Origin of the sequence: Streptomyces natalensis ATCC 27448 (genome assembly GCF_000935125.1) — a bacterium.
GTDB lineage: Bacteria > Actinomycetota > Actinomycetes > Streptomycetales > Streptomycetaceae > Streptomyces > Streptomyces natalensis.
Genome location: NZ_JRKI01000034.1, coordinates 501974 through 515650, shown reverse-complemented (window position 1 = coordinate 515650; position 13677 = coordinate 501974). Strand labels below are relative to the sequence as shown.

The 13677-nt window shown below is 64.8% G+C and carries 11 protein-coding genes and 1 pseudogene; 5 read left to right on the top strand and 7 right to left on the bottom strand.

Annotation, left to right across the window (positions count from 1 at the left end; translation table 11 throughout):
• Positions 1-159: 159 nt before the first annotated feature.
• Positions 160-291 (top strand): hypothetical protein, encoded by a 132-nt coding sequence (locus SNA_RS44825; RefSeq protein ID WP_275042034.1) that lies wholly within the window; start codon positions 160-162, stop codon positions 289-291.
• Between the two features lie 517 nt (positions 292-808).
• Here the strand turns inward: SNA_RS44825 and SNA_RS26950 are convergent.
• The 3 genes and pseudogenes from SNA_RS26950 to SNA_RS26940 form a co-directional block, all read right to left on the bottom strand.
• Positions 809-2173: an ISNCY-like element ISSna1 family transposase gene (locus SNA_RS26950; RefSeq protein WP_030063052.1), complete on the bottom strand. Its 1365-nt coding sequence runs from the start codon at positions 2171-2173 to the stop codon at positions 809-811.
• A gap of 103 nt (positions 2174-2276) precedes the next feature.
• Positions 2277-2633 (bottom strand): annotated as a pseudogene (locus tag SNA_RS26945) (aldo/keto reductase); the annotation flags it as partial.
• 819 nt (positions 2634-3452) lie between these two features.
• The gene (locus SNA_RS26940) at positions 3453-4019 is read right to left on the bottom strand and encodes a hypothetical protein (RefSeq protein WP_030063054.1); all 567 of its coding nucleotides are present in this window, start codon (positions 4017-4019) and stop codon (positions 3453-3455) included.
• A gap of 416 nt (positions 4020-4435) precedes the next feature.
• On the opposite strand from SNA_RS26940, the gene SNA_RS26935 reads away from it, so the two are divergent.
• The 4 genes from SNA_RS26935 (at position 4436) to SNA_RS26920 (ending at position 9003) form a co-directional block, all read left to right on the top strand.
• Entirely contained in the window at positions 4436-5074 is a 639-nt protein-coding gene (locus SNA_RS26935; RefSeq protein WP_030063055.1) for a hypothetical protein, read from the top strand.
• A 474-nt stretch (positions 5075-5548) separates the two neighbouring features.
• Positions 5549-7639: a hypothetical protein gene (locus SNA_RS26930; RefSeq protein ID WP_044367083.1), complete on the top strand. Its 2091-nt coding sequence runs from the start codon at positions 5549-5551 to the stop codon at positions 7637-7639.
• A 59-nt stretch (positions 7640-7698) separates the two neighbouring features.
• Complete coding sequence (locus SNA_RS26925) at positions 7699-8712, top strand: SMP-30/gluconolactonase/LRE family protein (RefSeq protein WP_157880114.1); 1014 nt, start codon at positions 7699-7701, stop codon at positions 8710-8712.
• 3 nt (positions 8713-8715) lie between these two features.
• The gene (locus tag SNA_RS26920) at positions 8716-9003 is read left to right on the top strand and encodes a hypothetical protein (RefSeq protein WP_030063058.1); all 288 of its coding nucleotides are present in this window, start codon (positions 8716-8718) and stop codon (positions 9001-9003) included.
• Positions 9004-9252: 249 nt separating this feature from the next.
• Here SNA_RS26920 and SNA_RS38655 read toward each other — a convergent pair whose 3' ends face one another.
• From SNA_RS38655 to SNA_RS26900, 4 genes are read right to left on the bottom strand one after another with little or no spacing between them, the layout of a single operon-like run.
• Positions 9253-10038: a hypothetical protein gene (locus SNA_RS38655; protein ID WP_157880113.1), complete on the bottom strand. Its 786-nt coding sequence runs from the start codon at positions 10036-10038 to the stop codon at positions 9253-9255.
• Between the two features lie 55 nt (positions 10039-10093).
• Entirely contained in the window at positions 10094-10378 is a 285-nt protein-coding gene (locus SNA_RS26910; protein ID WP_030063059.1) for a hypothetical protein, read from the bottom strand.
• Between the two features lie 21 nt (positions 10379-10399).
• Positions 10400-11479, bottom strand: coding sequence for a hypothetical protein (locus SNA_RS26905; protein ID WP_157880112.1), 1080 nt, complete (start codon positions 11477-11479; stop codon positions 10400-10402).
• Positions 11480-11482: 3 nt separating this feature from the next.
• On the bottom strand, positions 11483-13501 hold the full coding sequence (locus tag SNA_RS26900) for a hypothetical protein (RefSeq protein WP_030063061.1): 2019 nt from the start codon (positions 13499-13501) through the stop codon (positions 11483-11485).
• Between the last annotated feature and the right edge of the window lie 176 nt (positions 13502-13677).

Genomic DNA, 13677 nt, shown 5'->3' with positions numbered 1-13677 from the left:
GCAGTCTGCTGAAGGTCGTCCGTGACCATCTGCCGTTCGCGCACGGCGGCGTGGTCGAGGTCGCCAGGCACGCCCCGACCGGTGAGGCCCGGAGATCGTCATCCCGCTGCCCCGCCCGCTCGGGCCGTACAGCCGGCCCGCGAGTCCCATCTCGTCGACATGCTCGCCCGGCAGGGCACGACGGTGAATGCCACGATGCACATCAACCAGCACTCCGCCGCATCCAACCCCAGGGCCCTCACCGACCGGTTCGCCGATGGCATCGTGCGCCGGTTGGGCACCGTGAACTGATCCGTGGGGCGTGATGGCGCCGGGCCCCGTTTCCCGATCTGACAGGGGACGGGACCCGGCGGCGAAGCCGGCCCCGGTGCGACGGCCCGTCCGGGGGAGCGGTTCGAGGTCACGGCCGAGGTGCGGGGTACTGCTGGCGTACCGGAAGAGAAATGCGTCCGGTGTAGTTCCCTCTGCAGGGAAGGGCTGAGCTGGCAGAACGCTGATCGGGGGTGTGGGCGGGTAGGCGTCCTTCTGCCGTGGCGGTAGATCGAAGCGGCGTGACGCCTCCGGCAGTCCGCAAGGCCCAGTGACGGCGTCCCAGAAGTCATCGAGCGTCCCGATCGATCGACCCCGCAGGTCAACCACCAGCTTTGATGCTGTCTTCTTGGCCATCGCTGCAGAGTAACCAGCCCGTGCCCTGCCGGGCAGCAGCCAAAGAGACAGGCTCTAGCTACTTGCCCCTGAAAAAGGGTTCAGCCTGGTGACGGGGTCGTCGTGCGGGCTGCGGTATGTCGGCTTGCCGGTGGTGCGTTCTTCACCGGCAGGTGACGGTCATCCGGTGGAGGTTGTAGGCGAAAACGCCGAGTCCGGCCCAGGTCTGGGCGCCGTTCAGGCGGCGGAGGCGGGTGCGGCGGAAACCGAAGCTGCGCTTGAGGTGGCTGATGCGGGCCTCGACGCCGACTCTCCAGTTGCGCATGCGCCGGAACGGGCGGCTGCGTTCGTACTCGCGTCGGGCTTTTCCGGGCTTCCCGGCGCGTTGAAGACCGATCCGGGCCACGCCGAGGTCGGTCAGGGCCCAGTCGTTGGCGGCAGTGCCGAAGCCGCGGTCGGCGACGACCGTGCCGGGCGGGCGGCCGGTCAGTGTGGTGGCGCGTTCCACCGACGGCACCAGCTGCGGTGCATCGGGCGGGTTCCCGCGCTGGACGCGGTGGTCGACGACGAAGCCGCGTTCGTCCTCGGCCACCAGGGCGGTGTAGCCGAACTGGGTCGGGTGCTGGGGCTTGCCCTTGCGGATCGGCCGGGCATCGGGATCGGCCAGGGAGACCAGCCGGCCGGGGATCGTGCGGTTGCCCGCCAGCCGCTGAGCGGTCTGCTCCAGCAGGCGCTGCGTGCCCGCCACCGTCTGGGCCAGCTCACCGACCAGGTGCGTCAGGCGTCCCGAGGGCCGTTTGCCCAGCGTGCGACGGGCGTTGCGCTCTACCGCGGCCACGTCCCGCAAGGTCGCCCGGGCCACGGCGGCGACCTCGCCGGTAAGCCGGTCGATCTCGCCCAGGGCCTGGCCGGTGCGCCTGCGCAGGGTGCGGGAGATGTCCTTCAAGCGGCGCCCGGCGGATCGGCTGCGGTCCCGGAAACAGGTGCGCTTGGCTGCGCCCGCGGCCTTGATCCGACGCACCAGCCGGCCCAGCTTGCGCACTCCGTGTGCCAGCAGGTCGGCGTCGGTGGGGTGGTCGATGTCGGCTTCGATGACGGTGGTGTCGATGCGCAGCTTGCGGCACCTCAGCAGCTTGTCCTCGGCCAACTTGCCCAGCAGCGCGGCGTTGAGCTGTTCCACCGCCTGGGCGCCGCTGCGGCGCATCAGTTTGATCAACGTGGTCGGGTGCGGCACTGGGGAGGTCAGTGGGATGCGACAGAACCGCCGCCAGCTGAGGGAATCCGCGACCTCACGGCACAGCGTTTCGTACCCGAGCTGGTAGCGGTGCTTGAGATACAGCATTCGCAGCAGCGTCTCGACCGGGACCGACGGTCGTCCCAGCCGCTGGGCGAATACAGCCCGCCAGGGAGCAATGAACCGCTCGTCGTCCAGGAACGCATCGATCCTGGCCAGCTCGGCGGGCAGCTGTCGTGCCTGCTCCGGCAGCACTTCCCACCACGTGTCCTGCACCCCCGCGACCCGCAACACCGCAACCACCCCCGGCCGCCGACGACCCAACTCAACTGTCGCGGCCGCCGACAACCCACACCAGCTCTCCCCAAAGGTCACCCCGGCAGTCACCCAGACTTCTTCAGGGGCAAGTAGCTAGGCGGTTGCCGGAGTCGAGACCGGCGATGGCGCCGAGATCGGCGTCATCCAGCTCGAAAACGAAGACATCGATGTTCTCCCGGATCCGGGACGGCGTCACGGACTTGGGGATGACGACATTGCCCAGCTGGAGGTGCCAGCGCAGCACCACCTGGGCGGCGGTCCTACCGTGCTTTGCGGCGATCGCGCCGAGGGCCGCGTCCTCCAGCAGGCCGCGGCCCTGGCCCAGCAGCGACCAGGCCTCGGTCACGATGCCGTGCCGCGCATGCACGGCGCGTGACTCGGCCTGCTGGAACTGCGGGTGCAGCTCGATCTGGTTGACCGCCGGGACGACGGAGGTCAGCTTGTGGTCGTCCTGGGCGAGGATCTGTCGCCGCAGGTCCGGGCCGTTAGCGTCCATCTGTCGTATGAGGGTCAGCGCCGCGACGAGCTCGATGGGGACTTCGATGTGGGTGCCCCCGTGCTGTTTGTTCCATGCGTTGGCGATGGCCTCGCCGATCTGGAAGGCGCGTTCAGAGGGGTTTTCAGGAATCCGTCCGGCTGGGGGCGCGGCTGGGACCGGACCTTTGTGGCGGGAGTGGCGGACGCCGGGGTGGGCGGGGCTTCGATCGGAGCCTCCGACTGGAGGGTGGCAAAGAGGTCGAGCTGCTGGGTCACGGGCAGTTCCTTGACGGCAGTTGACTCTCACTCCAGCGGACCCCGTAGCCCGGAGCAGCGCAAGCGTGAGGCGCTCGAACGGCTCGCGCGGGACAACGATGTATGGGGCGCCACGGCCGACGCCACCGGCGGGCCGTGCCTCGTTCCGCTGGCCTTCTGGTGGGATGGCGAGGCGGCCTGGCTGTCCACTCGCGACACCAACCCGACCGGGCGTAACCTGTATGCCTCGATCCGGGTACGGCTCAGCTTCGGCCATGGCCGGGACGTGGTCCTGGTCCACGGCACCGCGCATGCTGACCCGCGAGGAGCTTCCGGTCGAGGTGGGCGATGCCTTCGCCGCCAAGGATGGCTGGGACCCTCGCAGAGGCCGTCTTTCGTATGATGACCCCTTCCTTCATAGTTAAATTCTACTATGAGTGGGGCTGGGGTCAATCGCGCCCAAAGTGGCCAGCGGGGCCTCGATGCTTACGTGACCCCGCTGTCTCTCCAGCAGAGTTTCCAGCTATTCGGCCTTCTGCGCGGCGACGCCACGCTTCGCGATGGACGAACCGCGGCCCTCGTAACGACCCTCGCTCAGTGCCTCAACGACGGCCTCCTGGAGCCGCCACGTGCCCTTCCGGGACTTGTTCATCGTCGTCTCGGCGGCATTCAGCACTGTGTACAGGAGCCACACCTTCGACCCGGACAGCACGTAGTCCGGCTCAGGAATCATGCCGTTGCCCCGCAGCGCAGCCTGCCCGACCGCGACCTGTGTGACACCGAACAGCTCCCCGTACTCCTGCGCACCCACCAGCGCCGGCAACTCGCCCTTCTTCTTTGGGCGGACCGTCGCCTGCTGTTCCTCCACCAGCGCGGCGAGAGCTGTCTCGTCGAGCTGTCGGCCGCCGCTCCCGGGCGGCAGGGCCAGGTCGATGATGAACCCACCCGGCCAGAACGGTTTGCCCGAGACGATCGCGGCGTCCTCATAGGAGAGGATGCCGTCCGGCACCCAGCGGTCGCTGACCGCCGTCGGTGCGATGTTGTACAGCTTCGCGATCTCCTTGCGGCCCAACAGCAGCGGTTTCGCCACGGCAGCCTCCTCTCCATACGTTGACTGGGGATAGCAGAATACCGGTAAGGGAGCGCGCCGACGGTCGAGGGGCGGTCAGTGGTTTGCCTCAATGGTTCCCATTGCCGAGTGGTCGCACGGTGGGGTGCGCATCTACTGCATGCCCCAGGACGGAGTACCAGCAGGTCTCGGGATTCTCCATCGCTTCGGGGCCGACCTCGCGCAGCCGATCCACTGGCGAACGGAGAAGAGATTCATCGGCAACCATGGCCCGAGGGCTGGCTGTTGGCGTGGAACCACTCGTACAACGACCATACGACCACAAGCACGGGGAGCCCCATGGGGGAGTTCGTCAACGGTGAAACAAGGAACTGCCTCGGTACCGTCAGTACTTGGTAAGGCCCTCGGTAAATCCCTCGTCTCACCAGGAGCTCAAAGTGAATCGCCGTCCTTTGTCCATCGCAGCTGCACTCACCGGGATCGCGGCTCTGCTGCTCACCGCCTGCGGATCGGGAAGCGACGAGTCGACCCCGGACAAGATCAAGGGTGCAGGTGGGGACAGCAACAGCCCCTCGGCATCTGCATCAGTGCCGAAGAATAACGTCGACCGGCCGAAGATCACGCTGCCGAAGTCCTTCCAGGCGGACTTCGTGGGGTGGTCTAACAACGACCCGAAGTTGCAGGCAATCCTGGACGACGGCAGGGAGCGCCTGCGCGGCGACTACGCCGCGATCATCGAACGCGTTCCGCAGGCGCACTACATGGCGTTCTACAACACCGCCACTGCCCTCACCACTGGGGAGCAGTGGGTCAAGGGGTTCATCAGCAAGAACGAAACGATCACAGGCAAAGTCAGCGTGTCCAACCCGCAGGCACGCGTGAGTCCGGACGGATCCGGCACGCTCTTCTACTGCGTGGACGAGGGCAAGTCATCGACGAAAAACCTCAAGACCGCAAAGGTCATCCACACCCCTGCTGACTCGGCGCATGTGCTGTACCAGACCAAGCTGATCAAGACGAAGCAAGGGGTCTGGCAAACCAAGTCGATCACGACGACGCCTGGCGGGTGCAAGTAATGAAGACGAGACCTCGCCCCGCTTGCCCTGGTCAGTGCAGCACTGTCGGCCACCCTGCTCACGCCGACCTCGGCGTACGCCATCGGTGATGACAAAGGCACCTACCGGCAGACTGCCACGCTCTCCGGGGTTCGGAGTGTCAGTGGGCAGCTGGCGGCGCGCATACCGCGATGGTGCCCGGGAAGCTCTGGCAGTCAAACGTGTGCAGGGACCCGGTCCGAACAGGGTGATCAGCAACGAGGAACAGTCCATGCTGTTTCAGGTGATGGCCACCTCCCCGAACAGCTGCCGGCCAGTGGGCGATTGTGCACGCGGTCCTGGTCGGCGAACCTGGTCCCTGTACGCGACCGCAGCGTGGCTGCCTCCTCGTGGCACTAGCGGTTCAGGCAAATCGGCAACCGGAGCACGACGGTTGGCTGTTAGCGTGGAACGGCACGCAGAACGACCGTACGACCACCAGCACGGGGAGCGTCCATGGGGGATTTCGTCGGGGTCGATCCTGAGCGGGTTCGGAAGCTTGCCAACCGATTGAAGGATCTGGAAGCGACGCTGGCCAGGCACGGTCCGTCCATCCGGAAGAAGTTCCGTGAGTGGGACAGCAACCTCGACGTATCGCTCATCAGCAAGCAGACCCACGCCGTCGGCGACGACGCCCGCGACATGGCCAAGCGCGCCGACCTTGCGCGCAACCTGGAGGAACACAGCGGCCACATCGCGCTGTGCACCACGGACGGTAACCTCGTTAACATCCCGTGGGACATGAAGGATGTCAAAGCGCAGAGCGCCAACGAGGCCAAGCAGGAAGCCCAGACGCTCAAGACGGCGCTCGATGAACTGCCTCACATCGATGTGACGCCGCTGAACTCTGGCCTCGACGGCGACAGGGACTCTGAACTCGAACGCATCAACAAACTCGTCGACGGTAAGAAAAAGTCCCTGACGGACATCAAGGCGATTGCCCAGTCCCTCGCCGATCACAAGGATGACCCCGCCTATCTCGCAGCCTTCGCCGACGCGGGCGGCGTCCGGGAGGCCGCCCGCATCGGTCGCGTTCTTCACCAACGGGACGGCACACACGGCGGGCAGGTCTTGAGCGATGACTCCAAGAAGCTGATCGGCGAGTACGCCCATGGCATTGCCCCTATCTTCGACCTTCCGAAGACAAGCAAGAACTCGCAGAATCCCGCCGCTCTGAAGTCGCTCACCCACCCACCTGGCGGCGACATGTGGTCAGTTGGCGCGCTCTTCAAGTACGGGCCATCCGGCGACATATGGAACCCAAAGACCCTGTCTGACGTGGGCGGCGCGATGCTCGACTGGCGACGGAGGCAGAAGGTCATGCGCTATGACTACGCCAAGCCCACACCCCCTTACTCCGACGGTGGCTTCGATGGCGTAGACGGCGGCTGGTACGAATCCCTCGGCCTCGACCTAAGTGGGAGCGACGAAGACGACGCCAAGTCGGTCGAAGCCATCCGCGCCAACGACCCGGCGACCGCCGTCATTTCCCGCGTCGGGCAGAATGCTGAGGCTTCCCGAGACCTGCTCGGCAGCAACACTGCCGCCAGCAAGCGTTACGCGAGTGATCTCCTCGACTACAAGTGGCAGACCCCGGGACCGAAGACACTGGACGACTCCGACGCTCCCCGTCGTGTACTCACCCTCGCCGCTACAGACCGCAGCCCCGAGCACCGGGACCAGTCCGGCCAGGCCGCCGACAATATCTTCACCGCTGCCGTGGCCATGAAGGATAAGTTCGACCGCCGCGGTGACTTCGAGGCCGAGGAGTATGAGAGGTATCCGACGGGAACCGCCATCGCTCTGGCCACGATCACTGGCACCTATGCCCCGGATATCGGCGGTACGAGTAAATCAGCGAAGACTGGCGCACACGGCTATGCCAACCATGCCCTGGCGACAAACGAGACTGACATCACCAAGGTAATGGAGCTGTTCGCTGATAAAAACCCCAAGGCGGCCGGAGCTTTTGACGGCACCCTCCACTCACAAATTTCCCACACCATCGCCGGGAAGCACGATGTCATGACGGATGTCGGGTTTCTGGGTAACACGGCTGGGCTGTTCGCCCGGGCCAGGGCCAACGTGCGCTACTCCAGTGCGCAGCGGAAGGACGAGGAGCACACTAAGCAGCTTTTCGTTGTGAATACGGTGGCGGGCCTGGTTGGTGGTGTTCCCGGTCCGCAAGCAGAGGAAATGGAGAAGGTCGCCAGGGGCATGGTGTGGGCACAGATGATGCTGAGTGGCGGCCGGGCAGCCCTGACCGACCAATTTTCGGTCGACAATGCCGCCAAGCAGGAGAAGCGCACGCAGAACGATATGAAGGATGAGTACAGATCCTACGCGCCCTCAATCGTGGAAGGGCTGATCAATGCGGGCGACCTACCGACGCCGGAAGGCCAACCCTGGTACAACGCAGCGACTGGTCAGGTCAGCCCTGCGGCATACGACACCGACGACTTCCTCACTTGGTGGATGGAGCACGAGAAACATGGACACGGCCTCCAGGATCATTTCCAGGCCAGCTTCGACCACTCCACAAGGTGAGTTCAATGGTGAGTGACAGGCCCCGACGAGTCTTCCTGTCACGGGCAGCCGTCTGTCTCGTGGCTGCCTTCGTATCGCCGCTCACGGGATGCTCGGGCGGTACCCCCACCAAGAAGTCAGTTGGCATCCCTTCGCCGAAGCCCGACAGGGTCGCCACGTTCGACCTCTCGACGCTGAGCTCGACACACGATGTGAACGACGCCACTTCCGACTACATGCACGGCCACGTCATCTCGGACCGTTCCGGGAACGTCTACATGTTGGACGCCTCCGACACGGGCTTGGGGATCCTCAAGATGGCTCCGAGCGGCACCGTGAGCGGGTTTTCGCGCATCCGGGATGCGCGCTGGGCGACGGGAATGGCCGCCACGCCGGACGGCGGGATCCTGATTGGTGGTTCCGATGGTGACACCGATCAGCTGTACCGCGTCGATCGTGATGGCAAGGCCACCTCGGTGGACACACCGGAGTTCCATCACCCGAACCCGATCGGGGCACGACCGGACGGGTCGATGGTGGTATTGGACGGCAAGACACTGTGGTCACTCAAGGGCACCCGCAAGACACGGCTCCACACCCTTCCTCAAGAACCGCCGAATGGCTCCATCACGGTTGACGCCACTGGAACCGTCTATGCGGAGAAGGGCGCCTCGCTGAAGGACCTACTGGTCCTCGCCCCTGGGCACAGCCCGCGCACCGTGAGTCCCCGTGGAAGCATTCCCGGAACCAACAGCCCGGTCTCCTCGCTGTCGGCAATCACCATGTCCCCGGCGAGCGGCGGTGGCCTGTACGCCAAGGCGGTCAGGGACACGAACAAGGGTCCCAGCGGGCATGCCTATGTCGTCCACGTCCGCGCTTCCGGCGCCACCACTGTGCTGGCCAGGGGCACCATGAATAAGGAAAACCTCTCCTGCAAGAGTGGCCGGCAATACCCATCGCTCAACGTTCCCTGCGCCATGCCGTGGTTCGTCGTGCAGAGCGGCCAGCGAGTACTGGTCATGGGCAGTGTCACGGGCGCCGGTACCCACCACATCCCGGCATTCGCGCTCCGCACCGACACCAAGAAGGAGTAGCTCGTGGGCATAGCACCCCAGGACCGGATCGAAAGCCTATGCCGGAACGACATGGACGCTATCGAAAGGGATGTTGCAGCCATCAAGGCGGCCATGAAGAAGGTCGACGAGATGATGCCGCGAACCTGGACCGGCAAAGACGCTGATCACTGGCGCACAGCGTACGAGGCCCGCATGAAGCAGCTGAAGCACCTCTTCGAAACGTTCCCGACTGAGGAAAAGCAGCTGGTGGAGCAGGCTCGGCGGAAACAGGAAAAGCTGGATCAAAAGATGCATGGCGGGCACGTCTAACAGCGGGTGCCGCGCAAAGGTGCGGCTCGGCAGATGCCAGGGCGCGTAAATATGTCTCTTCGTTGCGGTTCAACACCGCGGCCTCAACAGCAACCTGACGCGATCAGATTCCAGTGGACTCTGTGGAGAATCGCACTGGAGCAAAGAGGCGCCCCGCAGATTCAGTAAGTGCGCCCAGGACGGCATTCGCCCGCCGCTCTGCGGCAGATACCTGCTGGACGCCGGATGTGCCGCAGCCCGTAGGACGTCTCAGCACCCGCCAGACGTGACCTTGGTCCGTATTGCATAGTCGTAAATGCCCTTGCTCGCAGGGCTGCTCGGAGGCAGCCCGTTCGGGACGGGGCGCGCCGAGGTGATGACCAGGCAGGCGCGGAACTTGGTGGGTTGCGCATCCCGCGTCCGGTCGTCGTACTGGGTGCCGGTGATGACGTAGGCGTCCACGGCACCCGGCGGAGGGGTGGCCCAGTCGTCCTTCAGCCCAAGGCCGTTGCCCTTGATGAAGCCTTCGACCTCGTTGTCCACCAAGGTCTTGAAGCCGCCTCCACCCTGTATGTCGGCGAGATCGCCGCTTGCGGGTGCGTTCCCTCCGTCCTCCATGTCAGCCGCGATCTTCTCTGTCTCCTGCGTGATCTTGTCCTGCGTCCAGTGCTTGTCACTCTCGGCGCTCCAGAGCATGCCGGCGGCGATGACGGTGAACGCGACGAACACGACGCGGGAGAGGATGACGAGGCCGAAGTTCCGCTCGGCCGCGGCTGCTTCGACGTCATGCGGCGGGCCCTGGGCCTCCGGCGGTGCCGCTTCGGCGGGGGCGGATTCGGGCGGCGCCACCTCGGCGGGTAGGGCGTCGGCTGGGACCGCGTCCACGGGTTCGGTGGAGACAGGTTCAGCTGCGACCGTCTCCGCGACGGCAGCCGTCGGGTCTTCGGGGCGCTGCTTCGGCATCTTCCGGTACACGCGGACCACGTCGAACGCGGCGGCGCTGACGGCGACGCTCACCATGAGAACGGCATACGTGTGGCCGTTCAAATTGCTCACCCCTCCCTCTCGGATTGAGATCTTCGGAACTGGGATTCTGGTCGGCCCGCCGACCTTAAAGTGCCTGCCTCTTCCTGTTCATTTCCGCCTGCTTCTTCCGCGCTTTCTCGATCAGCCGAGCTTCCTCGGGAGGAAGGGCCATCAAGAGGAGCGCAGTCAACTGTCCCATACGCCCGTTGTATTCGGTACGCCAGTTGTCGGCGTCTCTTCCGACCCACGTGTACGGCAGTGCTTTGTCGACTGCCTCCATCGCGTCCATGATTGAACTTACAGACTTATTGACGCTGGCCATGTCTTTTCGGCAAATGGCCTCGAGTTGACCCTCGGAGGGGATGGCCATGGGAGCTCCTTGACGTCTGGCTTACTTAACAGGAATCTTCAGAACGTACGACGCATCTCCGGCCAGGATGAGGCTGCCGGAGGAATAGACCAGGGCCGTCGGCATGAAGCACGGCAGGTCCAACGCATCGACGGGATTCCCCTCTTTGCACTCCTTCCCCGAACCAATTCGCTCGGGGGCCTTGGCCACGGCTTGGGCTCTGCCGGACTCAAGATGGATAACGTACGAACCGGACTTGCCGTACGCGTGGACGTAGATTCCATCGCCGCCATCACCCGTCATCCACGACACGTTCAGTGAGGCCAAGCTCTCGCCGACCTCCGCGACCCGTTTGGGTAGCGCGACCTTGCCCACCGTCCCGCCTTGGCGGACCGTCACGATGTTCCCGAGTGTCGCTTCCTTCTTTGAAGAGCGGGGTGCTACATAGACCGTTCCGGCACGGTCAACGGTGCCCGTCGTACCGACACTTGGTTCGCTGCCGCCCGCCGAGTCCGCGGTCACCTGGTAGACCCGTGTCAGACGCCCGTCCTTGAGCTGCCACACCACGTCGTTGTCCGTGATCAGGATCGATCCGTCCGGGCGCGTCCCGAAGGGCTTGGCGAGCGCCGTGCCGAAGTGAACTTCTTTTGCGGGAACGGATTTCGGGACGGCCTGCCCGCTCTTGCGAGGTGCTCCGGAAGCGCCAGCCAGGACCGTCTGAGCGCCGTCTGCTGTGATCCTCAGTATGTGCTCGCGCTTGCCGACCACGAATGCGTTCCTGGACAGCACGACGAGCCCGCCTGTTCCATGGACCTCGTCCTCCAGAATGTGCCTGGCCTTGCGGTCCTTGGTGATCTCTGCCAGGGCAGCCCCAGATCCGTACACTGCTCCGTCAGGCCCGGCGGCGAGACCGTCGGGGCTGCCTCCGAACGCCAGCCAAGCAACCCCTTTGGCCCCGGCCTCGGCCTTGAGGAGTACCGCGGCCTGCCCCTTGTCCGGCTCCTGCCATCCGCCTTCGGCGCTGCAGCCCGACGCCCCGAGCAGGACGGCCGAAGCTATCCCAGCCACGAGCCACTTTCTTTCACGTCGCATCACGGTCGAACCCATCGAATCGTTCCGCACCTGTCAGTTGTCGGCCCCGCGCTTGAAGGCGTCCCGCATGTCGTCGTCGAAGTTGTCCAGCCTTCCTTGGCAGTGCTCCTTGGCCTTGATCCACCAGGCATTGAAGTCGTTGCGGTCCTTGTCGTTGTCGATCACGATGTTCCCGTCCGCCCACTCCGGGTGGTTGTCCGGCGGCTTGATTTCCCGGGACCGGACCAAGCCCCGCATCAACGGGACCTGCATGGACGTGGAGTCGCTGAACTTGATGGCCTTGTAGTCGCTCTCGACCTGGCTCGATTCCCCCGAGGGGAACTCGGAGCCGCCGTAGGGGATGCCGGCCCAGATCGCCGCCTGGCCCCATTTGGAGCCCAGGGCGAACTTCGCAGGATTCTCGGGAAGGGGAACGGCGGCCGCGCCGCTGGTGATGATGTTGAACCACAACAGTTGCTTGGCGTGTTCGGCATCACGTAGAGCGGCCTCGTCCATGTGGGCTCCGTGCCCTGCTGCCGAGACCTCGCCGCGGAGTTCGGCCAGGTTCTTGAGGTATGTTCCCGCGCCGCCGTCGATCCCGTGCTGGGATGTGAGACCGATCTGCGCGTTGATTGCCTGGATCACATTGCCGGCCTCGTCGTGGTTCTTCATGATCTCGCTGAGGAACGCCTTGGCGGTTTCCTTGTCAACGATGACCGTTCCGTCGGCCGGCGAGGCGTGCTTCTGTGAGACACCCGTCGACGTGGCGAAGTCCGGTACGTAGGCTTGGAAGACGTTCGACAGCGCCTTCGACATCGCCATGTTGACGGGGTACTGCTCCTTCTCGTGGTCGCTCTTCGTCCCGTCCTGCGCGTACTTCGCGGCACCCGCATTGATGACGTTCGCCGCGGCCGTGGCCGACTCCGCGGCGTGGTGGATGCGGTCCCCTGTGGCCGCGCGGATCACCGCCGCCGGAAACTTCGCGTCGTCCAGTTTCGTCCCGGGAGTCGCCCAGCCGTCGTTCACCAGCTCCTTCGCGTGGTTCGCACCGCTCTTGCCGCCGAGGAGGTCACGCGCGGCGTCGGCGTTCTCACTGACGCGCTGCATCAGCGCGATCGAAGGGTCGTTGGTGTCAATGGCGTTGACGCGGCTGAGGGCGTCCTGAGAGTTCTCGTCCATATCGCTGTGGGTGAGCCCGAGCGCCCCGTACCAGGCGTCCTCCGGATCCTCATACGCTTCCGGTGAATAGCCCATGCCGACAACCCCACCCTTGGAATAACCGGGCCTCATGTCATGGGACTTGCGCCAGTCCAGCATGGCCCCGGCAACGTGCGACAATACGTGCGGCTCCCAAGCATCGCCCCTTGGGCCGTACTTGAAGAGCATCCCGACCGACCACATGTCACCGCCCGCCGGCTGCGTGAGCGCCTTCTCATAGTCCGCGTTCGGCGGGATCTTCGGGTTCTTGCCCCGCTCGTACTTGAAGATCCGGTTGATCCCGTCCGCGAACTTCCCGATGATCTCCGCCGAATCATCGCTCAGCACCACATTCTTGTGGGTGCCGTCCTGCTGGTGCAGCGCCTGACTGACCCGCGCGACATCGGCCATGCCCCCGGCGTCGGCGAAGGCTTTCAAATAGGCAGGGTCGTCCTTGTGGTCCTGCACGGACTGGCCGATCGCCTCGATGGCCTCCCGTGACCCCAGCGCCTCCGGATCGTCCAGCGCGTTCTTCAAGTCGGCTGCCTCGTCCTTGGCCTCCTGGGCACGCTGCTGATCGGTGACATCCTTCATGTTCCACGGGATGCTGACGATTTCGCCGGCGGGCGTACACAGCCCCGACCCGCCATGCGTAAGCAGGTCCCGTGCCAGATCCGCCCGCTTTGACATGTTACGTGCGTAATCGGACACGGCCCCGGTCTGCTTGGCGATCACCGACAGGTCCAGCGCGGTATCCCACTCTTGGAGTTTCTTCTTGATGTTCGGGCCATGCACGGACAGCGCGTGCTCAAGGTCCTTGAGCCGGTTGGCGAGTTTACGTACCCGGTCCGGATTGACCCCGACAAACTCACCCAAAGGTGACACCCCCCGTTAGCTGCACTCTTGCCCCCACGTACCTCGCGTGCGCCACATATGTCACGTCGAACTTCTATTCGCTCACACTGCGCGCTAGCCATGTGCCTCCGCCGTGGTGCTTTTACCTATCGTTGACCACCCCACGTGACCCCTTGCGGCGAGGTGGCGGGGACCAT